Source organism: Bdellovibrio bacteriovorus str. Tiberius (assembly GCF_000317895.1).
GTDB classification, from domain to species: Bacteria; Bdellovibrionota; Bdellovibrionia; order Bdellovibrionales; family Bdellovibrionaceae; genus Bdellovibrio; species Bdellovibrio bacteriovorus_F.
The window spans coordinates 3067235-3091385 of sequence record NC_019567.1; the positions used below are offsets into that span (position 1 = coordinate 3067235).

At 49.7% G+C, this 24151-nt stretch carries 20 protein-coding genes and 5 tRNA genes; 3 read left to right on the forward strand and 22 right to left on the reverse strand.

Annotated features, from left to right (window positions below):
- Positions 1 to 18 precede the first annotated feature (18 nt).
- Entirely contained in the window at positions 19 to 4257 is a 4239-nt protein-coding gene (rpoB, locus tag BDT_RS14630; protein ID WP_051026320.1) for a DNA-directed RNA polymerase subunit beta, read from the reverse strand.
- A gap of 233 nt (positions 4258 to 4490) precedes the next feature.
- Here rpoB and BDT_RS14635 point away from each other — a divergent pair, with 233 nt between their 5' ends.
- Positions 4491 to 5246, forward strand: a complete 756-nt coding sequence (locus BDT_RS14635) for a hypothetical protein (RefSeq protein WP_041577926.1) — start codon at positions 4491 to 4493, stop codon at positions 5244 to 5246.
- Between the two features lie 380 nt (positions 5247 to 5626).
- On the opposite strand, the gene rplL is transcribed toward BDT_RS14635, so the two are convergent.
- From rplL to pyrF, 14 genes are all read right to left on the reverse strand, one after another.
- Positions 5627 to 5992: a 50S ribosomal protein L7/L12 gene (gene rplL, locus BDT_RS14640; protein ID WP_015092014.1), complete on the reverse strand. Its 366-nt coding sequence runs from the start codon at positions 5990 to 5992 to the stop codon at positions 5627 to 5629.
- Positions 5993 to 6073: 81 nt separating this feature from the next.
- Positions 6074 to 6601 (reverse strand): 50S ribosomal protein L10, encoded by a 528-nt coding sequence (gene rplJ / locus BDT_RS14645; RefSeq protein ID WP_015092015.1) that lies wholly within the window; start codon positions 6599 to 6601, stop codon positions 6074 to 6076.
- A gap of 233 nt (positions 6602 to 6834) precedes the next feature.
- On the reverse strand, positions 6835 to 7542 hold the full coding sequence (gene rplA / locus BDT_RS14650) for a 50S ribosomal protein L1 (RefSeq protein WP_015092016.1): 708 nt from the start codon (positions 7540 to 7542) through the stop codon (positions 6835 to 6837).
- A gap of 12 nt (positions 7543 to 7554) precedes the next feature.
- On the reverse strand, positions 7555 to 7977 hold the full coding sequence (gene rplK, locus BDT_RS14655; RefSeq protein ID WP_038448239.1) for a 50S ribosomal protein L11: 423 nt from the start codon (positions 7975 to 7977) through the stop codon (positions 7555 to 7557).
- A 62-nt stretch (positions 7978 to 8039) separates the two neighbouring features.
- Positions 8040 to 8573 carry a transcription termination/antitermination protein NusG gene (gene nusG, locus BDT_RS14660; RefSeq protein WP_011165365.1) on the reverse strand — a complete coding sequence of 178 codons (534 nt, stop codon included), beginning with the start codon at positions 8571 to 8573 and terminating at the stop codon, positions 8040 to 8042.
- A 10-nt stretch (positions 8574 to 8583) separates the two neighbouring features.
- Positions 8584 to 8961, reverse strand: a complete 378-nt coding sequence (secE, locus tag BDT_RS14665) for a preprotein translocase subunit SecE (RefSeq protein WP_015092019.1) — start codon at positions 8959 to 8961, stop codon at positions 8584 to 8586.
- Between the two features lie 33 nt (positions 8962 to 8994).
- Positions 8995 to 9070 (reverse strand) — tRNA-Trp (locus BDT_RS14670).
- 242 nt (positions 9071 to 9312) lie between these two features.
- Positions 9313 to 10503 carry an elongation factor Tu gene (tuf, locus tag BDT_RS14675; RefSeq protein WP_015092020.1) on the reverse strand — a complete coding sequence of 397 codons (1191 nt, stop codon included), beginning with the start codon at positions 10501 to 10503 and terminating at the stop codon, positions 9313 to 9315.
- A 59-nt stretch (positions 10504 to 10562) separates the two neighbouring features.
- Positions 10563 to 10637, reverse strand: a tRNA-Thr gene (locus tag BDT_RS14680).
- A gap of 15 nt (positions 10638 to 10652) precedes the next feature.
- Positions 10653 to 10729 (reverse strand) — tRNA-Gly (locus BDT_RS14685).
- A 71-nt stretch (positions 10730 to 10800) separates the two neighbouring features.
- Positions 10801 to 10886 (reverse strand) — tRNA-Tyr (locus BDT_RS14690).
- A gap of 27 nt (positions 10887 to 10913) precedes the next feature.
- Positions 10914 to 10989 (reverse strand) — tRNA-Thr (locus tag BDT_RS14695).
- Positions 10990 to 11056: 67 nt separating this feature from the next.
- Positions 11057 to 11950: a TrmH family RNA methyltransferase gene (locus BDT_RS14700; RefSeq protein WP_015092021.1), complete on the reverse strand. Its 894-nt coding sequence runs from the start codon at positions 11948 to 11950 to the stop codon at positions 11057 to 11059.
- A complete protein-coding gene (pyrF, locus tag BDT_RS14705; protein ID WP_148278857.1) occupies positions 11937 to 12656 on the reverse strand; it encodes an orotidine-5'-phosphate decarboxylase in 720 nt (239 codons plus the stop codon). Before pyrF ends, BDT_RS14700 begins: the two co-directional genes overlap by 14 nt.
- Before the next feature lie 147 nt (positions 12657 to 12803).
- Here pyrF and BDT_RS14710 point away from each other — a divergent pair, with 147 nt between their 5' ends.
- The gene (locus BDT_RS14710; RefSeq protein WP_015092024.1) at positions 12804 to 13043 is read left to right on the forward strand and encodes a hypothetical protein; all 240 of its coding nucleotides are present in this window, start codon (positions 12804 to 12806) and stop codon (positions 13041 to 13043) included.
- 115 nt (positions 13044 to 13158) lie between these two features.
- Positions 13159 to 15090 carry an acetyl-CoA hydrolase/transferase C-terminal domain-containing protein gene (locus BDT_RS14715; RefSeq protein ID WP_015092025.1) on the forward strand — a complete coding sequence of 644 codons (1932 nt, stop codon included), beginning with the start codon at positions 13159 to 13161 and terminating at the stop codon, positions 15088 to 15090.
- Here BDT_RS14715 and BDT_RS14720 read toward each other — a convergent pair.
- The 7 genes from BDT_RS14720 to BDT_RS14750 all read right to left on the reverse strand — a co-directional run bounded on the left by BDT_RS14720 (position 15059) and on the right by BDT_RS14750 (position 24151).
- Entirely contained in the window at positions 15059 to 15496 is a 438-nt protein-coding gene (locus tag BDT_RS14720) for a HAMP domain-containing protein (protein WP_015092026.1), read from the reverse strand. The genes BDT_RS14715 and BDT_RS14720 overlap by 32 nt on opposite strands.
- Positions 15497 to 15598: 102 nt before the next feature.
- Positions 15599 to 16456 carry an alpha/beta hydrolase-fold protein gene (locus BDT_RS14725; protein ID WP_041577927.1) on the reverse strand — a complete coding sequence of 286 codons (858 nt, stop codon included), beginning with the start codon at positions 16454 to 16456 and terminating at the stop codon, positions 15599 to 15601.
- Between the two features lie 216 nt (positions 16457 to 16672).
- On the reverse strand, positions 16673 to 17686 hold the full coding sequence (locus BDT_RS14730; protein ID WP_015092028.1) for a hypothetical protein: 1014 nt from the start codon (positions 17684 to 17686) through the stop codon (positions 16673 to 16675).
- Between the two features lie 172 nt (positions 17687 to 17858).
- A complete protein-coding gene (gene purM / locus BDT_RS14735; protein ID WP_015092029.1) occupies positions 17859 to 18860 on the reverse strand; it encodes a phosphoribosylformylglycinamidine cyclo-ligase in 1002 nt (333 codons plus the stop codon).
- An 11-nt stretch (positions 18861 to 18871) separates the two neighbouring features.
- Positions 18872 to 20395, reverse strand: coding sequence for a bifunctional phosphoribosylaminoimidazolecarboxamide formyltransferase/IMP cyclohydrolase (gene purH / locus BDT_RS14740; RefSeq protein WP_015092030.1), 1524 nt, complete (start codon positions 20393 to 20395; stop codon positions 18872 to 18874).
- On the reverse strand, positions 20392 to 21138 hold the full coding sequence (locus BDT_RS14745; protein WP_015092031.1) for a phosphoribosylformylglycinamidine synthase subunit PurQ: 747 nt from the start codon (positions 21136 to 21138) through the stop codon (positions 20392 to 20394). The genes purH and BDT_RS14745 overlap by 4 nt, the downstream gene beginning before the upstream one ends.
- Complete coding sequence (locus BDT_RS14750) at positions 21122 to 24151, reverse strand: phosphoribosylformylglycinamidine synthase subunit PurL (protein WP_015092032.1); 3030 nt, start codon at positions 24149 to 24151, stop codon at positions 21122 to 21124. Before BDT_RS14750 ends, BDT_RS14745 begins: the two co-directional genes overlap by 17 nt.

Genomic DNA, 24151 nt, shown 5'->3' on the forward strand with positions numbered 1-24151 from the left:
GTTGTTAAATTATTAAACTTAGTGCTGCTCTGGTTCGTCTTTAGACGCAACCGGCGCAACTGGTTCTACCTCGATCACTTCTTCGTCACCAAAATCTTCATCTTGGTCACGTAGAATGTCAGACTCCATCAGCTCCACGTTCAGTGCCAGAGACTGAAGCTCTTTCACCAATACGTTGAAGGATTCAGGCAAGCCTGGCTCAAGGATATTTTCACCCTTCACGATGCTCTCGTACATACGAGTTCTACCTGCAACGTCATCTGACTTAACAGTCAGGAACTCTTGCAGAGAGTATGCAGCACCGTATGCTTCGATCGCCCAAACCTCCATCTCCCCGAGACGCTGACCACCGAATTGAGCTTTACCGCCCAATGGCTGTTGAGAAACGAGTGAGTAAGGTCCGATAGAACGAGCGTGGATCTTCTCTTCCACCAAGTGGTGAAGTTTCAGCATGTACATGATACCCACGGTCACCGGATTCGTGAACGGCTCCCCTGTACGACCGTCGAATAGAACGGACTTACCGGAAGAAGGCACTTGCGCTTTTGCAAGCAAACCTTTCACGTCAGATTCACGGGCACCATCAAACACTGGCGTACCCACGTGGATACCGTGCTTCATGCGATTAACCATGGACTTCAATGAAGCATCGTCTGCTTTATCAAGCTTCGCGGAGATATCAGAGTCGCTGAAGATGTCTTTCATCTCTGTGCGAGCATTCTCTGCATTCCACTTGTCCAGATGAGCACCCAGTTGCTTACCAAGGTTGTGCGCTGCCCAACCCAAGTGAACCTCAAGGATCTGACCGATATTCATACGAGAAGGAACCCCCAGTGGGTTCAGAACCATGTCTACTGGAGTACCGTCAGCAAGGTAAGGCATGTCTTCCGCAGGCAATACTTTGGAGACAACACCCTTATTTCCGTGACGACCGGCGAATTTGTCACCGACTTGCATTTTACGTTTGATAGCAACGTAAACTTTAACCATTTTGATCACGCCCGGAGGCAATTCGTCACCTTTACGAAGACGATCGATCTTTTCATTGAACACAAGCTTAACTGCATCCAGCTGGTTACGAGCATTGTCGATGATTTTGTTCACCTGGAACTCAAGGTCTTGTTCAAGAGGGATGTAGTTCAACAATTCGAATGGAACTGTCTCTAGATCCGCTTCAGTGATGTCCTGACCTTTGTTCAACAACTTCTGAGAACCGTCTTCATTCAGAAGAACGCCTGTCGTTGTTTTACCAACCAGGATGTCGCGAAGTTTGGAGATAGCATTATTTTTGATAACGTTCTGCTCAACCGCCAAGTCTTTTTCAAGCTTGCGTTTTTTCTCTTCGATGATCAGGGACAGACGCTCATCGCGGTCTGCGCCTTCACGAGAGTAAACTTGAGCATCGATAACAGTTCCGTATACGCCGGATGGCGCACGCAGAGATGTATCACGAACGTCGCCGGCTTTTTCACCGAAGATCGCTCTTAGAAGTTTTTCCTCTGGAGAAAGCTGAGTTTCACCTTTTGGAGTCACTTTACCAACCAGGATGAAGCCAGGGCGAACTTCCGCACCGATGCGGATGATACCAGAGCTGTCCAGGTCTTTAAGCGCTTCTTCGCCGACGTTGGCGATATCGCGAGTGATCTCTTCTTTACCCAATTTCGTGTCACGAGCCACGCACTCGAATTCTTCGATGTGGATGGAAGTGTAAACGTCGTCTTTCAACAGACGCTCGGAGATCAAGATGGAATCCTCGAAGTTGTAACCTTGCCATGGGGTGAACGCCACAAGGATGTTCTGACCCAATGCCAATTCACCAAGTTCAGTGGAAGGACCGTCAGCGATGATGTCGCCTTTGGAAATCTTGTCACCAACAGTTACGATTGGTTTTTGGTTGAAGCAGGTATTTTGATTCGTACGCTGATACTTCGTCAGATTGTAGATGTCCACGTTCGCACCCAGCTCGCCACCTTTAGCGAAACGACGGATAACGATACGGGAAGCATCCACTTCCTCAACGATACCATCGTTTTGAGCAACGATGGAGGTACCGGAGTCACGAGCAACCAAACGCTCTACGCCCGTACCAACAAGTGGTGCGCGAGAACGAAGCAGTGGAACCGCTTGACGTTGCATGTTCGATCCCATCAAGGCACGGTTGGCGTCATCGTGTTCCAGGAATGGAATCAGGGAAGCTGCGATGGAAACCAACTGAGATGGAGAAACGTCCATCAAAGCAACTTTGTCTTTATCAACGATCTCGTACTCACCGTCACGACGAGTGATGGTAGTTGCAGTCTGGATGGCTTTGTTGCCAGCTTCGTCACGAGCCGCCGGAGCGATGTGGTGACCAGCTTCTTCCAATGCAGAAAGATAGTTGATGTCCTTGGAAACCTGACCAGCATCAACTTTACGGTATGGAGTCTCGATGAAACCATAGTTGTTGATACGAGCGTAAGTTGCCAAAGAGGCGATCAAACCGATGTTTGGACCCTCTGGAGTTTCGATAGGACAGATACGTCCGTAGTGCGTAGGGTGTACGTCACGTACTTCGAAACCAGCGCGGTCACGAGTCAAACCACCAGGTCCAAGAGCAGACAAACGACGTTTGTGCGTGATCTCAGAAAGTGGATTCGTCTGATCCATGAACTGTGACAACTGAGAAGAACCGAAGAATTCTTTAACTACGGCGTTCACAGGTTTCGCGTTCACAAGATCGTGAGGCATCATTGTTTCAACGTCCTGAAGGGACATACGTTCACGGATAGCGCGCTCCATACGAACCAAACCGATACGGTATTGGTTTTCCAGAAGCTCACCCACGGAACGAACACGACGGTTACCCAAGTGATCGATATCGTCGATAACACCACGACCATTTTTCAGATCGATCAAAGTTTTGATGGTGCTCAGGATATCCTTGTGAGTCAGTGTTCTGTGAGACGGCGGACACTCGTCCATAGAGATACCGAATCTGTGATTGATCTTGATACGACCAACTTCAGAAAGGTCATAAGTCTCTGGATCGAAGAACAAACGGCCGAAGAATGTCGTAGCCGCTTCCAAAGTTGGAGGCTCACCAGGACGAAGACGTTTGTAGATCTCAACCAAAGATTCTTCTTTGTTGGAGACTTTATCAACCAACAGGGTGTTGCGCAGGTAAGGACCCACAGTCAAACCGTCGAAGAAGATCATGAAGAAGCTTTCGATGCCAGCTTCGATGGAACGCTTGATGATAGCAGCGTTCAGCTCAGCATTCGCATCAGCGATGATCTCACCAGTGGATTCATCGATCAGTGGCTTCGCAAGAACTTTGCCTTCCAGATCTTCCGGAAGAACATCAAGCTCTGTGATATCAAGATCTTTGATTTTTTTAACGATCGCACGAGTGATACGACGACCCGCTTTAACCAGCGCTTCGCCGGATTTTGGATCAACGATATCAGTCAATGCTCTTTGACCGGACATACGCTCAATGTCCAATTTACGGAAGAGCTTGCCGCCCTTAACGTAAACTTCATCAAGATCGTAGAAGTATTCCAGCAATTGCTCAGAGTTGTAACCCAAAGCCTTAAGAAGGATTGTAACTGGGAACTTACGACGACGGTCGATACGTACGTGGATAAGATCTTTTTGGTCAAACTCAGCATCCAACCATGAACCACGATAAGGGATCACACGTGCAGAGTAGATCAGTTTACCGGAAGCATTGTTTTTACCACCGTCGTGATCGAAGAACACGCCCGGAGATCTGTGCAACTGGGAAACAACAACGCGCTCAGTACCGTTGATGATGAAGGAACCGTTGGCAGTCATCAGAGGGATTTCGCCCAGATAAACTTCCTGTTCTTTCACGTCACGGATGCTGCGTGCTTCAGTTTCTTCATCAACATCGAAAACGATCAGACGAAGAGTCACCTTGATTGGCGCAGCGAAAGTCATACCACGCTGACGGCACTCGTCCACGTCGTACTTAGCTGGCTCCAGAGTGTAAGATACAAACTCAAGGCTTGCTGTATTGTTGAAATCTGTGATTGGGAAAACAGATTTGAAAACGCCATTAAGACCAGCATCGCCGCGACGATCTGGATCCATATCTTTTTGAATGAAAGCTTCGTAAGAAGATTTCTGCAACTCAATCAGATTTGGAATATCAATGACTTGCTTATTTTTCGCGAATGACTTTCTAACTCGAATGTTAGAAGCCGTAACTGGAGTTTTTTCCAATGTACTCTCCGTGATAAGAAAATCGGACATTCGCTTCGGGGGGAATGTTCCAAGGCCCACATTAAATAAAAACGCAAGTATCTCAAACTACCCTAAGTTTTCAATAAAGCAAGTGATTCTGAAGGTTTTTGGTGCCTTTCCAAAAACTTCAGACACTCCAAAAATGGATGGTTATTGCGTCGTGTAAAGTCGAGTTTTGCAGCTAATCAGTAGCCCGTAACAAGGACGCATCATAGGCTTAAAAAGCCGAAGGAAGGATCCCCATGTTTAGAGCGTTGCTCGCCTTAAGTTTGCTTAGTTTGTCAGCATGTTCACATTCCATCAGCATGCGCGCCTCCCACTTCAACATGCCAGTGGTATCCAACGAACAGTGGCAAGGGCATGCCGCCGTGGTCATGGCCTCGGAAACCCGAGTGACCCTGGTCAACGACATCAACTCAAACCCACCCCTGCGCGACAAGGTTCTGATCAACAGCGACATTGACGCCAGCGACTTCGTGACCGGCGCAAACAACGTCGGATTCGACGCAAGCGTGAGTGTTTTCAAAGGGATAGAAGTCTATCTGGAAAACTTCCTGTGGGGCGCTAGATTCCAGTTCCTGAACCACGGAACTCAAAACCGAGTGTGGGTCGGCTCCCTGATGGGCGCCTACGGAACAAAAAGTGAAACCACAACCGACGCATTTTACCTGGGCAACAACACCACCGACGCCAAAGCCAAGTCGGACATCACCACCTCCCAAGCCGGCGTCAGCTTAGGGTACAAATACGAGTACCTGGTCCCCTACTTTTCCTACATCTACGAATTCCACAAAGTTAAAACAAGCATCACCAGCACCAATGGAACCTTCGGCCCCTATGACGACGAAGGAAATCACAGTTACTATTCCGTGGGCCTAAGCACCCATCAAAAAGGCCTTAGAGCCGCCATCGAATACAGCCACATAGACATCAAATGGGACAGATCCGACCGAGAAACCCAAGAAGCCTTCGGCATAAAACTAGGCTTCGCCTGGTAAAAACAACCACCCACAAACAAAAAAAAGGCCCCACAAGGGGCCTTAATAATCTCAAAAACCAAAAATCTAAGTCCAAAGCACCCAACAAAGGGGCTTTTTCGCACTTTGGCCACCGCAAGCCCCGTTAGGATTGGGCTGGGGGCTTAGGGATGCAAAACCTGAGTTCCACAGCGCCCGAAAAACCACCCAAGCACTCAGAAAACTAAAAATAAAATACTACCGCAAAACAAAAAGACCCCACCGCGCGAGGACTGTCCGAAAGGTTTTGCATCCCTAAGCCCCCAGCCCAATCCCAACGAAGGGTAAAGCGAAGGCCAAAATGCAAAAAGCCCCGTGTTTCCACGAGGCTTTCGGCATTAGTATAAACTAAGTGGCAGAAATTACTTAACAGTAACTTTCGCGCCCGCAGCTTCAAGAGCTTTCTTGATTTTTTCTGCGTCTTCTTTAGTAGCGCCTTCTTTAACAGCTTTGTTACCAGCTTCAACAAGGGCTTTAGCTTCAGCAAGACCCAAACCAGTCAAGCCACGAACTTCTTTAATAACGTTGATTTTGTTGGCGCCAGCGTCAACAAGGATAACATCAAAAGCAGTTTTCTCTTCAACTACAGCAGCAGGACCTGCAGCAGCAGCAACTGGAGCAGCAGCAGTAACGCCCCATTTTTCTTCCAAAGTTTTTACAAGTTCTGCGATTTCCAGAACAGTTTTAGCAGACAACGCTTCAACAATTTGATCGTTAGTCAGAGACATTTTATCCTCCAGGGATATAAAAAATTATTTAAAAATTCAAATATTCAGCACCATTTGCCCCGAAACATCGGAGCGCAAGCATTATGCTTGTGGAGCTTCTTCAGTACTAGCAGCACCACCACCAAGTTTCTCAGCGTAAGCGTTCAAGCATCTTGCAAGTGCAGAGCCAGAAGCCAATAGCGTACTGAGGAACATAGCGCGGAGTTGGTCTTTGCCCGGAAGTGTCGCCAAGAATTTAATCTTAGCATCATCCAAAGCAGCACCGTCCATAACACCGGACTTGATTTGAAGGATTTCAACATCCTTAGCAAAATCAGCCAATGCTTTTGCAGTCGCGTTCACCTCACCGTAAGAGAATACGATGGCGTTAGTACCTTTCATTGAATTAGCAAATGCTGTTTCAATAGCCGGGTGATCTTTGAACGCTCTTTTTGCAAGAGTATTACGAACAACTTTCATCTCGGAATCAGCAGCATTCAATTTTTTACGCAAGTTAGTAACTTGCTCAACCTTGATGCCTTTGAAGTCGACGATGAAAGCTCCTTTAGCTTTTCCGAATTTCTCCGTGATTAGCTTAATCTCCTGCTCTTTATCTGCGCGAGTGATCATAAGTGAGCCTCCTTTCATTAGACTTTTTGCCCTTCTTGCGAAGGGGCCTGTGCGAATCAGGTCGGTTTGGAGGTCGCATAGAACCTTTTTGCCTTATCTCGGTAGGCCCCTCACAAACGAGGGATTACATCCACTGAAAGAAACCTACTGTCTCTGATCGCAATAAATTTATGAACTAATACAAAATAACCGGATAAAAAACAAGGCCCTGAGCACGCTCAGAGCCTTAAAATTTACGGGTTAGCGCCAGTTGCAGCAGCTGCTGCGTTTGGCTCGATCTTAACGCCTGGGCCCATAGTGGACGCTACAGCGATAGAACGAAGGTAGATACCTTTGGAAGATGCTGGTTTAGCCTTAACGATAGCTCCCAACAAAGTCATGAAGTTATCTTTAAGTTTAGCATCGCCCATGGATTTCTTACCGATACCAGCGTGTACGATACCTGCTTTATCAACGCGGAAGTCCAACTTACCTTTTTTCTCGGCAGTTACAGCTTCACCAACGTTCATAGTTACAGTACCGATTTTTGGATTCGGCATCAAACCACGAGGCCCCAGGATCTTAGCAACTTTAGAAACAGTCGCCATCATGTCCGGAGTCGCGATACATTTATCGAAATCCAACCAGCCGCCCTGGATTTTTGCTACCAGGTCGTCTGCGCCTACGAAGTCAGCGCCAGCTGCTTTCGCTTCAGCCTCTTTCGGGCCTTTTGCGAAAACAACAACTTTAACTTCTTTGCCCAAACCGTGAGGAAGAGCGATAGCTCCACGCACTTGTTGGTCAGATTGCTTAGGGTCGATACCCAAACGCAATGCTACGTCGATAGATTCATCAAATTTAGCTGGAGCTGTTTCAACAACCAGTTTGAATGCTTCTTCAACAGTGTACTTTTTTGCAGAATCAACTTTTTTAGCGACTGCTGCGAATTTTTTGCCTGCCATCTTATACCACCCTTACGCGATGTCGATGCCCATGCTTTTAGCTGTACCAGCAACTTGGGACATTGCGGATTCAACTTTCAAGCAGTTCAAGTCAGGCAATTTCGTTGTAGCGATTTGCTTGATTTGATCGTTATTGATTTTGCCAACTTTGTCCTTCTGAGGCTGTTTGGAACCGGATTCCAGTTTCAACGCCTTTTTGATCAAAGAAGACACCGGTGGTGTTTTTGTGATGAAAGTAAACGATCTGTCTTGATAAACAGTGATGATGATAGGGATGATGCTATCACCCAACGCTTGTGTACGAGCGTTGAACTGCTTACAGAATTCCATGATGTTTACCCCATGCTGTCCGAGCGCCGGTCCAACGGGTGGAGCTGGATTAGCTTTCCCTGCCGGTATCTGCAGCTTGATCATTCCTGTAACTTTTTTTGCCATGACCCACTCCTGCAAGAGGTTGTGTTAATTAATATCCATCGGCCGCCCTATGCGGCTTCTGGTTATGGTTTTTCTACTTGAATGTAGTCCAACTCAACTGGAGTCGGACGACCGAAGATGCTCACAAGAACTTTAAGCTTCGCTTTGTCCTCGTTGATCTCTTCAACTGTTCCCTGGAAGTTGGAGAATGGACCGTCAATAACAGTCACGTTCTCACCTACAGCGAACTTCACTTTCGGTCTTGGTTTTTCAGCAACGCCAGCCATCTGCTGGGTCACACGAAGAACTTCAGCCTCCGGAACTTCTGGAGGACGGGTTTTAGTGCCGCCCACGAAGCCCGTGACTTTAGACGAATTACGTACCAAATGCCAAGTCTCATCATTCAAAAACATCTGAACGAAGATATAACCCGGGAAAAATTTACGTGATTTGGTCTGTTTTTGACCTTTTACCAGCTCCACTACGCTTTCCGCAGGGATCAGGATTTCGCCAAAGAACTCTTCCATTTTGGAAGATTTGATCTTTTCTTCGATGGCTTTTTTAGCCGTGTTTTCACAGCTGGTCTGAACGTTAACGATGTACCACTTTTTTTCCATGGTTCCGTCCTTACTTCATAAGAAAGTTGATTAAGAAGCCAGAGATCAGATCGAAGGAACTGATGATAACACTGGAGATAAGAACCATAACCACGCAAGCGATGGTCATAGCCGTTGTGTCCTTACGAGAAGGCCAAACTACTTTACGGATCTCAGAAACAACCTCTTCGCCCCAAGCTTGAACACGTGGGTTGAACTGAAGAGCGGCAAACAACGCGAAACCTGCCAAAACAGGGATCCCGTGGCGAACCATATCAGAGTCAGCAGCACGAGCCACCACACCGAATGCGCCAGCGAATGCCTTGATTAGAAGAGAGACGGTCAAACCGACCAAGATAGCTGCAAGTGCAAAGCTGATTGTCAAAATCTTAGAGTTGGCCTTTTCCATTATTCCTCATCCCTAAAGTTATGGAGTCAATATTGGCAGGGGCGGAGGGATTCGAACCCACGACCTAACGATTTGGAGTCGTTCGCTCTACCGCTGGAGCTACACCCCTGCACTTTTTTACTGAAGACAACCGACCCATCGACGGCGTTGCTTCGTCGGCGGCCTACATTCAGTAGGCCTTTCTCCTCGCGCCTTGCGCTGGATCGCTTCTCGTCAGTAAAAACTTCTTCCAAAAACCTCAAAAAATAGACTTTTCAGACCTTTTTTTGAGAATGCCAAGAAACACCGAGGGGGACCCTTTTGTCAAGGAGTCCCCCGGGTGATTAATACTTAGCTTACGCTGCGTTATTACTACTCAAGGATCTCAGTAACAACACCAGCTCCAACTGTACGACCGCCTTCACGGATCGCGAAGCGAAGCTCTTTTTCCATAGCGATAGGAGCGATAAGTTCAACAGAAACTTCGATCTTATCACCAGGCATAACCATTTCAGTTCCAGCTTTCAAAGTACAAACGCCAGTAACGTCTGTAGTACGGAAGTAGAACTGAGGACGGTAACCGTTGAAGAATGGAGTGTGACGTCCGCCTTCTTCTTTAGTCAGGATGTACGCTTCAGCTTTGAATTTTTTGTGTGGTTTAACTGTACCTGGTTTAACAAGTACTTGGCCACGTTCAACGTCTTCTTTTTTAGTACCACGAAGAAGAACACCGCAGTTGTCCCCTGCTTGACCTTCATCAAGAAGTTTACGGAACATCTCGATACCAGTTACAGTAGTTTTTTGAGTTGGACGAATACCAACGATTTCGATCTCGTCACCAACTTTAACGATACCACGCTCTACACGGCCAGTAACAACTGTACCACGACCAGAGATAGAGAATACGTCCTCTACTGGCATCAAGAAAGTCTTATCAACTGCACGAACTGGAGCTGGGATATAAGTATCGCAAGCATCCATCAATTTCATGATAGCTGGACGACCGATTTCAGATTGATCGCCTTCAAGAGCTTTCAATGCAGAACCTTTTACAACTGGGATATCATCGCCAGGGAATTCGTATTTGGACAGAAGCTCACGAACTTCAAGCTCAACTAGCTCAAGAAGTTCTTTATCGTCAACCATGTCAACTTTGTTCATGAATACAACTAGAGCAGGAACACCTACTTGACGTGCAAGAAGGATGTGCTCACGAGTTTGTGGCATTGGACCGTCAGCAGAAGAAACTACCAAGATAGCTCCGTCCATTTGAGCGGCACCAGTGATCATGTTTTTTACGTAGTCAGCGTGACCCGGGCAGTCAACGTGAGCGTAGTGACGGTTGTCAGTTTCGTACTCAACGTGAGTAGTGGAGATCGTGATACCACGAGCTTTTTCTTCTGGAGACTTATCGATTTGATCGTAAGCCATCGCTTGAGCTTTACCAGCTGCTGCAAGAGTAGTAGTGATAGCAGCAGTCAAAGTTGTTTTACCATGATCGACGTGACCGATTGTGCCGATATTTACGTGCGGTTTATTACGTGTAAATTTCTCTTTAGACATTTGTCCTCCTGCAGAGATTTTTTATTTATCTTAACCTTAAAAAATAAAAGCCAATTAAGTGGAGCCCATGATCGGAGCCGAACCGACGACCTCACCCTTACCAAGGGTGTGCTCTACCACTGAGCTACATGGGCATTTGTTCTGAAATTTGGAGCGGGAAACGGGTCTCGAACCCGCAACCCTCTGCTTGGAAGGCAGATACTCTAGCCAATTGAGCTATTCCCGCCCTTTCAGAACGCCCGAAGAGAATTTCTTCTCTTCTGTTTCAAAACTTTTCCGGGAAAACATTCAAAAAAATGGTGGGCAGGGAAGGATTCGAACCTTCGTAGACATAAGCCAACGGATTTACAGTCCGTCCCCTTTAGCCACTCGGGCACCTACCCACTTGTGAATGCTTACCCAGAAAAATTTGGAGCTGGTTATGGGACTCGAACCCGCAACCTGCTGATTACAAATCAGCTGCTCTACCAATTGAGCTAAACCAGCCTTACTGAGATAACCGAAATGTTTTACGGAGAAAAAGAACGTCCGTCAAAGATAATTATTCGACAGATTACGATTTTTTTCGATTTCCGCGCGGCGCATGCTGTCTAAGGGTCTCAGTTAGTGCCATGGCTGTCGCCACTGAGGCATTATAACTCGCCGAAGAACTAGCTTGCGGTATGAATACTAATTCATCACAAAGGCGTTCCGTTGTCACTCTCATTCCTTTGTCTTCTGAACCAATTGCCCAAACGACCTTGTCCGGAAGCTCTAATTCGAAAATAGATCGCTTTCCGCGAGGACTCAAACCATAGATCCAATAGCCCTGTTTTTTAAGTTCTTCCGCATAGTTAGCAAAGTTCGTGGTCTCTTCAACCGGAACATGCTCCACACCACCGCAAGCCACTTTATGTACAGTGGGCGTCAAACCGACCGCGCGGTCTTCCGGAATCAGAACCCCATGAGCCCCCACCAACCAGGAAGTTCGCAGGATCGCACCCAGGTTGTGAGGATCTTCGATGCCGTCCAGGATCAGAACCATGGACTTATCCAGACCTTCCAGACCAGCCATATCAAATTCCGGAGCGCCATCGACAAAGATCGCGGCACCCTGCTGGGACGGACCGAACTTTTCCAGCACCGCTTCAGCCTTCAATTCAACTTTGATATGATGTTTTAGCGCCAGGTCGTTCATGTCGCGCAGATCGCCCGAATTTTCAAAGCCCTGACGGATCCAGAAGCCCTTTACCTGCTTCGGACGCACCTTCAACACCTCGTTGATCGCATGCGTACCGATCACCACACGCCAGTCGCGCGGGATCTGATTTTCACGAGGAGCGTGAGCCTGGGGACGACCCCCTTGCGGACGACCCGCGCCTTGAGGACGCCCCTGCTGCGGGCGACCACCCTGCTGAGAACGTTGAGAGTTATTTCTGCCAGACGGACGAGAGTTATTTTTCTTCATACATTGCCATCACAAAATCAGTGGCCGCTTCCTTGATGTTGGAAGCTTCCAGAATAGGGCGACCCACGACCAGCGCTGAAGCACCTGCACGCAGTGCCTCTTTAGGTCCCATGATACGTTTTTGATCGCCGGAATCCTGCATACTAAAGCGAATTCCCGGAGTGACAAGGTAAAGATCTCGGTTTTGTAAAAGGTCCAATTCGTGAGGGGAACACACGACACCGGACAAGCCCGAATCCTTCACCAAAGTCGCCAGCTCCGTCACGTGCTGGGCAATCGGTTGAGATTTCATATTCACCGGCAGCGAATCCTGATCCCAGGAAGTCAGAATCGTCACCGCCAAAATGCGGAACGGACGCTGCTGATTCAGCTCTTTTTCGACCGCTGCCATGCGAGTCAGAGCCTCTTTGCCACTCAGGGCATGCACCGTCACCAAGGACGCACCCGCCTCGAAACTGGCGCGCACCGCAGCCTCCATCGTCGAGGGAATGTCGAAATGCTTGTTATCCAGAAAAATCGGCGCTCTTTGCGCCATTTCTTTGACGAATTCCATTCCATAACGCAGGCACAAACGCGGCCCCAGCTTAATGCCTCCGACGATATCGGAAACATCGTCGGCAATTTTCAGGGCCTGGTCGCGAGTATCGACATCCAGAGCCAAAATAATCGGATTTTTCATGGGGTGAGCACGCTGATTTTTGTTCACGGAAACTCCTGGGAAGACGAACCCATCATAAATGCAATCCCCGATTATGTAAAAATTATTCCTGCGGCATCAAAGATTGTCTTTCATGTCCTGCGTTAGTAGGTTCGCCCCGAAATCCGAATTTATTAACTTACAAGGAGATTATCCATGAAAGCTCTTCTTATCGCTTTGGCCATCGTTGGCGCTGCATCCTCTTCCCAAGCCGCTCTTTCCTGCGGTCAATTGGTTTCCTACAAAGCCAAACTTGCTGAGGAAATGAACTGGATCCGCGAAAAAATGAGAAGCACAAGAAACTCTGACACTCTTGAGCTTTACATGGACCAGTACGAAGAGCTTTATGCTCGTTATCAGAACGCTGACAAAGCGATCAAAAACGACTGCCAATAGTCGCCCAAGAAACAAAGCAGGCTGCCCCGAAAAGGCAGCCTCTTTTTTTGCCGTTTAAAATACAAATTCGGCATTTAAGGCTTTGCACTTGGCAGCCTCGGGTTTTCAATAGGGTATGGTCCAGAAACCCCGTCAGTTCCATTCATTTGAAACGGCTGTGGATGAGCTCCTGAACACTCTGGGGCGTGAGATTCGTATTGCCACCCCTCTGGGATTGGGAAAGCCCAATCAGCTGATCAACCTGCTGTACAACCGGGTCAAAGAACTGCCCGAACGCCGTCTTGAAATCTACACCGCACTTTCCCTGGATGTTCCTTCCCCGCAAAGCGATCTGGAGCGCCGTTTTCTTTCACCCTTTCTGGAACGCCACTTCGGTCCCGACTACCCGGCTTTTGAATATCTGAAAGACCGCCGTCATGGCGAACTTCCCCGCCATATCCGCATTCATGAATTTTACTTTCAGGCGGGTCAGGCGCTGCACACCGACTCAGCCCAGCAGGATTACGTCAGTCTGAACTACACCCATGTGGCTGCGTACCTGGTCGACTGCAACATCGAAGTCATTTTGCAGCTGGTGGCCCGTCGCCAGACAGATCAGGGCCCGCGCTACAGCCTAAGCTGCAATCCGGATCTGACTTTGGATGTGATGGATCAATACCGCAAAGCCGGCAAAAAAATTCTGCTGCTGGGAGTGGTTCACCCCGAGCTGCCTTTTCTGGGAACAGATGCCGAGGTTGGTCCCGACTATTTTGACATGATCGTGGACGACCCGACACAACATCGCAGGCTTTTTGCCCTGCCACGAACCCCGGTGGACTGGACAGATCATCTGATCGGCTTTTTCGCCAGCCACCTGCTGGAGGATGACGGGACCCTGCAGATCGGGATTGGTTCGCTGTCTGAAGCGCTGGTGTATTCAGCCTGCCTTCGCCATCAGCAGAACGCAGACTATGAAGTGCTGTCAGAAAAAATCTGGCAGCACCGCCGCCACGCCCGCGAACTTCACCTGCAGCGCGAACCCTTTCAAAAAGGCCTGTACGGAACCAGCGAAATGGTGATGGATGGCTTTATGAATTTGCGCAAGGCCGGGATTCTGAAGCGTCAGGTGCAAGAGCCCGCTTCGAAGCAAATGCGCTATCTGCATGGTGCATTCTTCCTGGGATCCACCGAGCTTTACAAGTGGCTGCGCCACCTGCAGGGCGAGGAATTTGACGGGCTGAACATGACCCGCGTGTCCATCGTCAACGATCTTTACGACGGCAACGAACTGGCCCTGCGACGCCAGCGGCGCAAAGCCAGATTCTTCAACACCTGCATGAACGTCACCCTGCTGGGGTCGGCGGCCTCGGACACTCTGGAAAGCGGGACCGTGGTCAGCGGCGTCGGTGGGCAGTATAATTTTGTGGCCATGGCGCACGAACTGGAAGGGGCTCATTCGGTGCTGATGTTGCGCTCGACCCGATTGCACAAGGGCCGCCGTCATTCCAACATCCTGTGGTCACACGGACAACTGACCATCCCCCGCCACCTGCGCGACATCGTGATCACCGAATATGGTATCGCTTACCTGCGCGGAAAGACCGACGAAGAGGTCATCAAAGAACTGCTGAATATCGCCGATTCTGAATTTCAGGAGTCTTTGAAAATCAAAGCCCAGAAAGAAGGCAAGCTGCGATCTGACTATCAGATTCCGGAATGGGCCCGCCACAATACTCCGGCCGAACTTTTAAATCAGGCCCGCGATGCAGGCTTTGATCGCCTGTTCCCGCCTTTTGCATTTGGCAGTGATTTTACCCTGGATGAAGAACTGCTGGCGCTGGCATTGGGCGAACTGCGCCAGGCTCAGGAAGAATCCCTGGGCAAGCTTCTGGGCCTGCTGAAGAAGGGAATGAAAACCGAGGCTATCGAGTATCAGGACTGTTTGAAAAGAATGGAACTGGATCGCCCCCGGGGATTGAAAGAACGACTCTTTCAAAAGCTGGTGTTGGGGGCCCTGGAACAAAGCAAGGGCCGGATCACTTCGGCTTTTTCTGCAGAACCACGTTGATATCCTGAGCCAAATCCTGAAAGTAGTCATTTTCACGCAGGTGAATTTCAACCGAATCAAGATTTTCATCCGCCATGCGCTTGACCGTGCGTTTGATATTGAAAAGAGGACCTACAATTCTGCGGGTCATGCGGTTGAAATACCAAAAGCCCACGACCAGCCCCAACAACACCGGGATCAGCTGATAGACCAGGAAAACGGTTTTATAGCGGGAAATAAACTCTTGAACCGACATCATTGAAAAGGCGCCGGTTCCGGCCAGCTCTTGAATCTTTCCAATGAACAACCAAGCCGCAAAAAGCTGGGCCAGAAACAGTACAGCCACAAAAAGGCTGACGTGCATGACCACATCAAACTGCACTTCGCGATTGACGATCAACTTGCGGCGCGGACGGAATGTTTTCATACCTAAATTATATCCCAGCCCCGAAGGTTAAACTCGTTAAATATAAGTATCCACCAGGGAACGTTTCTGTTTGAGAAACGTCCAAAAGTTCTTCAGTTCACTTCAGCGGGTGCGACTTAGGAAAAACTGCGCCACAGCCTCACGGTTGTATTTGCAGTGCCCCCCGGCCAGGGGACTCCAGGTCGCAGACATTCCCGCAGCCTGAGCCGCCTTCACAAACTCGGCAGATCCTTCCTGGAAGCCGAACTCGTCCTGCAGACCTGTCGACACAAAGAACACCGGCTTGATCAGACCCGAATAACGACTAAGCAGATTGAAGGGGTTGTGATTTTGCCAGTCCGCCTCGTCAGCAAAAACCTCGCGGGAAATCCCCAGCATCAAATTCACGCGCGAACGCAGCGCTTTCGTGCGGGCAATGTATTTATCAATATCCTGCTGGGAAGAGTAAGGCCCGATCACAGTCAGAGCCGGGCACAACAGCGCGACCTTGGAAAAGGTTGCCGGCAACTGCAACGAGGCCTGCGAGGCATTAAAGCCCCCCATGGATTCCCCCATCAGCAGACGCCGTCCACTGCCCAGGCCGCCGACTTTGCCTTCAAGAAACGGCATCATCTCGTTTTGGAAAACCGGCAGCAGCGGGAACTTCTGATTATTGACCAGCAGCCAGATTTCACCGAAAGACACCGTCACGACCGACGGTTCATACCCCAGCTGGGCCCAGTGTTTCAGCACCCAGGACGTGTCACGGCGCTGCTCAAAGAACTGCCGGGCATTCCCCCACAGTCCGTGAAAGTAATAAACCACGTCCTGAGTCTTCTGCCGATTTCCGGTATGAACACAATAATCATAAGAATCGCCCAAAGAAGTCGTTTGGGTTCCACAGACCGGCTGCGAACCTGCAAATCCATTTGAAGCAAACACCACCAAAGAAAACGCCAGCATCCCTACCGCGAATTTCATCAGCCACCTCCACACACTCTAAAGGCTCGCCGAATCACCACCAAAAGGCAACCAACGACCCGCCCCCAATTCCCCATCTGCCCCCCAACACCAGACAAAGGAACAACCCCAACCCCAAAACGCAAAAAGGCCGACCTATATAAAACCAAGGTCGACCCAAACAAAAAAAGGCCCCCAAATGGGAGCCTTTTAAAATCTCTTTTGCTCTTGTCCTAGTTAGAACAAGTTAAGATTTGCGGAAAGAGCTACGTTTGTGCGGTCTGCGCGGATGTCTTTTGGTGTGAACTGTACGTTTGGATACAGGTAGATATCACGAGTGATAGAGATACCGGTACCAACAGACTGATATGGTTCCAACTGATAGTTATCAGCATAACCTTCGTAACGTGCGAACTGGAAGTAACCAAACACGGTTCTGAAGGAATAACGGTCGTTGAAAGTGTACTGAAGGAACGGGAACAAACCGAAGCTCATGTCAGAGCGTTTGTATTTACCCGCTTTGGCTGCCGCAACCATGTTCGGATCATCCAGGTCCCCAGTGTAGAAGCTCTTACCCAAAGTAAAGCTTGTTCCACCATTCCACTTGGATTGACCGAAGTTCGCCAGAACTGTCTGGCTGAAGCTTGCTGCACCAAATGTTTTGGTCAGGTTGATAGAATCACTGTCTGTCGCATGGCTGTACTGCATGCTGGAGATCATCTGAGTGTCGAACGCGCGGTAACCACGGCTCCAGCTCAGGTAAGGAGTGGAAACTTCATAACGAGCCAAAGTGCCTTTACGGCCTTTACGAGTGTCTTCTGCAGGCTTCACGATATCACCGTGAAGAGGATCCACCACGGTCACGCCCGTACCGAAGCTGATATTGTCACGCTCACCCAAACGGTAGTTGACACCAACATCACCAGACAGAGTTGTCATGGCTTCGATAGTTGCGGAAGCACGGTAGTTTGGACGAACACCACTTAGAGGCTCTTCAACAGAACCACCAGAGTACGCCAGGCTGGATTTGAAAGACCATTTGGATTTGGAACCCAATTGAGCTCTCATGCGGGCGTCAGTGATTTCACTGTCGATGTCCTTTTCTTTTTCGTCAGCCTTTTTAAGGTCTTCCATTTTCACTGTGCTGGAATTTGTATTCACAGACGTGGTGGAAGTTTGTGCGAAACCAGAAACAGGGGCCATCAACAACCCTGTTGCCGCCAATACCAAGTAAGCATTCTTATTCATCATTTTAAACTCCGTTTGTAATGAACAGGCGACTGGTATAGCCCACTCCCAGAATGTGAGTCCATATTAAAAATAGGATATGAAAGAATGGTCCCAGTGATCAGGATTTAGACAGGGGATCTGCAGACGGAAAAGCTGTCTCTGCCAATATAGGCAAGGCAGAGACAGCAAGCCCCTAGTGACGCGAGGGGGCGATTAGACCTGTGCCTTTTTGTATGGAGCCTAAGCGCCAGTGCTTCTCTCCTTGGGAGGCCAACCATGTTTGTACGACTTCGGCCTGCTCTTTCTTGATAAGCAGAACCAATCCAACCCCCATGTTGAAGGTGCGATACAGCTCTTCCCCGGAAAGACTCGCGCGCGGAATGATTTTTCCAAAGACCGGAGCCATTTCATTCAATGCCGGCCAGCCGGAAATATCATAATCAAACTTCTCACTCATCCGCGGGATATTGTGAATGCCCCCACCGGTGATATGAGACGCGCCCACCATCGCCATCGGGAACTGACGACGAAGCTCATTGACCAGCTTCACGTAGATACGCGTGGGCGTCAGCAGTTCCTGCATCAGCTCGGTTTCGTCCTGTTGCACAAGCTTTCTGAGCAGGGAATAACCATTAGAGTGAAAACCTGAAGACGCAATCCCGATCAGCACATCGCCTTCGTTCATGTCTTTTTCATCGTACAGATCCGCCGGAGACATCTCGCCCACACTGAAGCCTGCAAGGTCGTATTCATTCCCCTGATACACGCCGGGCATTTCAGCCGTTTCACCACCGATCAAAGCCATCCCGGACTGACGGCAGCCATCGACCATTCCGGCAATCAGCTCTTCACTGACTTTGGTGTCGAGCTTTCCAAAGGCCATGTAATCCAAAAAGAACAACGGTTTTGCACCAACACACAAAAGGTCATTCACACACATCGCCACCAGATCGATTCCGATGCCGTGGTGTTTGTTCAGAGTTTGCGCCAGTTTCAACTTCGTACCCACCCCGTCTGTGCAGGAAGCCAGGTACTTTTCTTCAGTCAGTTTGTAAACGGCAGCAAAGCCGCCAATGCCCTGAAGAACCTGGTCGTTGAAAGTGGTCGGCACCAGATTTTTGATTCTTTCCACGAAGGCATCGGCCTTGGTGATGTCAACTCCTGCATTTTTATAGTCCAAAGTCACAGTCGTCATGGCTTAGTCTCCTAGTGTAAAAAATGGCGGCGGCCGGTAAAGATCATGGCTACACCCAGGCGATCGGCTTCGGCGATCACTTCCGGATCCTTCACGGATCCGCCGGGTTGAATGATGGTTTTGACCCCCAGCTTTGCAGAAACCTGAACAGAGTCTGCAAATGGGAAAAACGCGTCTGAAGCCAGTACCACGCTGGCAAGATCGGCGATGCCCTTGTCAGCCAGGCGCGAGGTGATCAGTTTTTCGATGCAGTCGATGCGGTTGGTTTGACCTGAACCCATGGTCAGAAGCTCAAACTCGGGACCGTCCTGACGGCAAAGAGCAATGGCATTGCTTTTCAGGTTCTTCACCGCCAGCATGGCAAAGGCCGCCAGACGCTGTTGTTCCGGACTGACTTGCTTTTGGGTGACAGTTTTCATATGGCTTAAATCAAAGCCATCGGCATCCTGCAGCAGCAGTCCGCCCTCGATAGAGCGTACTTGCATCGACGGATTTGGCGTTAATGAAACTTCCATCACGCGGCAGTTCTTTTTCAGCTTTTCGCGAGCGCCCTCGGTGAAGGACGGCGCCAGAATCACTTCGACAAACTTTTCGGCAAAGAACGCGGCGATGTCTTCCGTCACTGGAATGTTCAGGGCGATGATGCCGCCGAAAGAACTTTTCTCGTCCCCTTTCCAGGCTTTTTCCAAAGCACGCAACGGAGTTTCGGCCACAGCCATTCCGCAAGGCGTGTTATGTTTCACAACCACAGCGGCTGGCAGGGCTTTTTCACCTTGCCAGGAATGCACATCCTGCAAAGTCTTAAGCGCAAAGTCGGCATCCAGATAATTATTGTAGGACATTTCTTTGCCTTGCAGGGATTTGGCGTGGGCCAGACCGTCAGCAAACGGATCTTTCAGAACGACGGCCTTTTGATGCGGGTTTTCACCGTATCTTAGAGCAGCCCCGGATTTTTGCGTCAGGAATCCGGCGATGGCCATGTCATAAAAAGCGGTCATAGTGTAAACAGAAGCGGCACATTTTTGACGGAACTCCCAGGTGGTTGCGCCGCTATTGCCGTTGAATTCTTTTAAGAACTCACCGTACTGGGACGGTTCACACAGAACTGTGACGGACTGAAAGTTCTTTGCCCCGGCACGAAGCAGCGTCGGGCCCCCGATGTCGATGTTTTCAATGCATTCTTCAAACCCCGCCTGTTTTTGCAGGGTCGCGTGGAAAGGATAAAGATTCACCACCACCAGATCAATGGGTTCAATCCCCAGCTCAACCGCTTGGCGCACGTCATTTTCATCCTGACGACGGAACAGCAGGCTTGAGGCAATTTCAAAGCTGATGGTTTTCATGCGGCCGTTGAAGGCTTCGCCTTTGCCGCTCAAGGTTTCCACTGCGGTGACTTTGAAGCCGGCGTCGGTCAATGCCTTGGCGGTGCCGCCGCTGGCAATCAGCTCGACGTTCTGAGCTGCAAGATTTTTAGCAAGCTCCAGCAAACCGGTTTTATCAGAGACGCTCAACAGAGCTCTGCGGATTGGATTCATACAGTCACCCCCATTTCCTGATTCAAATAATTCACAGCACTTTTGAAAAACTCCAAACCCCAGGCTTCGCCTTTATAAGGCAGGTGCCAGTCATGCACGGCTGCCTCGGGATGCGGCATCAGCGCAAACACCAGACCCGACGGATCACAGACGCCCGCGATCTGTGCCTGAGCACCATTGACGTCTTCAGTGTAACGAAGCACAGCCTGATGCTGGGTCAGCAGACGCTGCAGCAGGCTTTCATCGCGACAAACGAAGCGGCCTTCCCCGTGACGAATCGGCAAGGCGAATCTTGCGGGAAGATCGCGCGTCCAGATACAGGGGGACTTTTCATTTCTTTCCACTTCAATCCAGCGGTCAATAAAATGACCCTGCTCGTTTTTCACCAGGGCACAGCTGCGCTGAAAGTCAGCGTCCGGCAACAGGCCCAGTTTGATCAGCGTCTGAAAGCCATTGCAGATGCCCAGCACTGGGCGGGTTTTCACAAACTGCTGCAATTCATTTTTCAGATTCATTTCAAGTTTCAGGGCCAGCACTTGCCCGCTGCCCAGATGATCACCAAAGGAAAAACCACCGGGAATCACCAGAGCCTGGTATTCATTCAGCAGCCCCGGGTTTGCCAGAAGGTCATTGACGTGGACTTTATCCGCTTCACCTCCGGCCAGCGAAACGGCTCTGGCTGTTTCATTTTCACAGTTGATTCCATCACCCCACAAAACCAAAAACTTAGGCTTGATAGACATTCAGAACTCCTTCAGACCAGATTTTTTGCAATTCGGACAAAGCGGTGTTTTGAGTGGCCCCCTGATGCTGCCAGCTCATCACAGGATTTTCCTGAACTTCACCCAACAGTCTTTGCTGACTGGTGAACAGTTCTTCAAACTGAGACTTGTCAGCAGGCTTCACACTGACCACAAACAAGGAGCCCGTTTCAGACCACAGTTCATTCCAACTGAATGATTCCAGATTCAGCTTCATTCCCAGATTGTTGCCAAAGCCGCTTTCCGCCAAGGCGGTCATCAAGCCCCCGTCGGAAATGTCATGGCAGGACTGCAAAAGCGTTTTCTGATGGGCCGCATAGATACGGCCATAAAGATCCTTGTTGCGGGCAAGATCCGGATATTCGGGTGCAGATTCCTGCACGATGAATTCCTGGGAAAGAACCGAAGCGTAAAGGCTGCCCGTCGGTGCACCCAAAAGATAAATCAGATCCCCGGCCGTCTGGAAGAATCCGGGTGCCGTTTTCGTCGCATCCGGCACCTGCGCCACCGCCGTCACCAGCAAGGTCGGTGGTACGGAAATCTTCACGGTGTCCCCGCCCTTGGTTTTTCCGATAAAGTCGTTTTTCATACTGTCTTTACCGCTGACAAATGGAGCGCGGTAAGCCACAGCCGCATCGTAAAGCCCCGCACACGCACGCACCAGTTGCGCCATTTTGTGGGCCGCATCGGGATTGCTTGCTTTTGGAGTCGGATCCGGCCAGCAGAAGTTATCGACCAAGGCCATCTTCGCAGGGTCCGCTCCGGTCGCCACCAGATTGCGCACGGATTCATCCACCGCTTTTTGTGCCATCAAATAAGTGTCGTACCAGGAAAACTGCGGGCACAGTCCGTTTGAAACTGCCACGGCGTTGTTGTCATCGCCCCCATGCACTGACAGATCCAGCACACCGGCATCGTTGGCTCCGGACTGGGTTTTGCCACCGTAAGGTTTTACGCGCGTGGCCCCTTGAACTTCGTGGTCATAATAACGAACCAATGGTTCACGTGAAGCCACGTTGGGATTGGCCAGAACTTTTTTAAGTGCCACGGCAAGATCGTTGCTCGCCAGTGGTATTTTACCTTCTGCGCGGAAGTATTCCTGATATTGTTTCGGTCCGTCGAAGTGAGCTTTCAGCTTCATGCGGCTCAGACCATCATGCAGGAATTCCAACTGCAGTTTTGCCAAGGGCTCTTTGCCATGGAAGATGTCAAAGAATCCAGAATCGGTGAATTCACCCAGTACAAACGCCTCAACACCCATGTGACGGGCCAGATTCATAAAATCCATCAGGTGATTCGGGCTGACGGCGTAAGACATACGCTCCTGGGATTCGCTGACCAGCATTTCCCAGTATTCAAGCCCCGAATATTTTACCGGATGCAAGCCAAGATCCATTCGCGCGCCGCCGGAATACTGGGCCATTTCTCCAATTGACGAACTGACACCGCCGGCTCCGTTGTCGGTGATGGCTTGAATCCAGCCGTTGTCACGGGCTTTCAGTGTGAAGTCCAACAGACGCTTTTGCGTGATACTGTCGCCGATTTGTACGACGTTGGAAGCCACATTGTCATGCAACGCCAACGAGCTGAAAGTCGCACCATGCACGCCGTCTTTTCCAAGGCGGCCACCGGCCACCACAATCAAATCGCCTGCGCGGATTTCTTTGGATTCACTGGCGCGGCCATGAACCGTCTTTGGCATCACGCCGACAGAACCCACAAAGATCAAAGGCTTCGCCGCAAATTCGCTGGAAAAACAGAAGGCCCCGTTGACAGTCGGAATGCCGCTTTGATTGCCGCCCTCTTCAACCCCCTGATGAACCCCACGGAAGATCACACCAGGATCTTTCAACAGCTCGGGTCTTTGCGGGGAATCTGCTTCCGGGAACAGGTTCGGGGTGGAAAGACAGAACACATCCGTGTTGGCGACGGGCTTTGCACCCAATCCGCAACCCAAGATATCGCGATGAACCCCTAAGATGCCCGTCAAAGCGCCGCCGAAAGGATCCAGCGCCGACGGGCTGTTGTGTGTTTCGACTTTAACACACACATTTAATTTTGAATCAAAGTCGACAATGCCTGCATTGTCTTTAAAAACAGAAACCAGATAACCACAGTCATCCAGATCTTTGGTGGCTTTCTGAATATAGCTTTTATAAAGGCTGGTAATTTTCCTGTCACCCAGGGCCGGGAAATCGCCAGAAACTTCGGAATAATCCACTTCAGCAGCAAAGATCTTATGCTTGCAGTGCTCACTCCAGGTTTGCGCCAGACACTCCAGCTCGACTTCGGTGATCTTGCCATGCCAGCCGTAAGAAGCTCGCTCGGCAGCAACTACCGGCGAACTGAAATGACTCAGAATGGTTTGAATCTCTTCATCACTTAAAGCCAGGCCGCGCTCGTTGTTGATGCGCCCAAGGGTTTCGACATCCAGGTTTAAAAGCTGCAACTGCGGTGTGTGTTCAGAAGCCTTCCAAAAGTTCGAATAGGCTGCCCATGAATTTTCTTGTTTAAGGGCCGCGCCCGTCTGGATTTCCAGTTTGTTTAAAAGTGGATTGGCCAGGTTCTGGAAAAGAACCTTTTGGATTTGGTCCTTGGAAATATCCCCGCTGATTTCCATTTCCCACCCACTGTGGACTTCCAAAGGGAACTCCTGCCAGGAAGAATTATGTTGCGCAGAAAACAGCATCAAAGCTTCGGTCGCGGTGCGGGCTATGTTGTCGGTAACTCCGGCCAGAAAGCGGATCTCAACATAGGTTTTACCGTCCTGATAATCCAAGAAGCCAGTTTGCTGAGCTTCCGATATGGGATCAAAGAAGACTTTATCCATGACAGCTTGAAGAGGGAACTCTTTGGCCGCGCCGGGTTTCTTTTCAAGCAGCCAGTACACGCGACGCAGTTGCAGTTCGTTCACCGGGGCTTCCAGCGACAACGCGGATTTAAGAGCTTTTTCGGTGCTGTGATCATAGCGGCTGCGCACAGATATTCTTTGCAT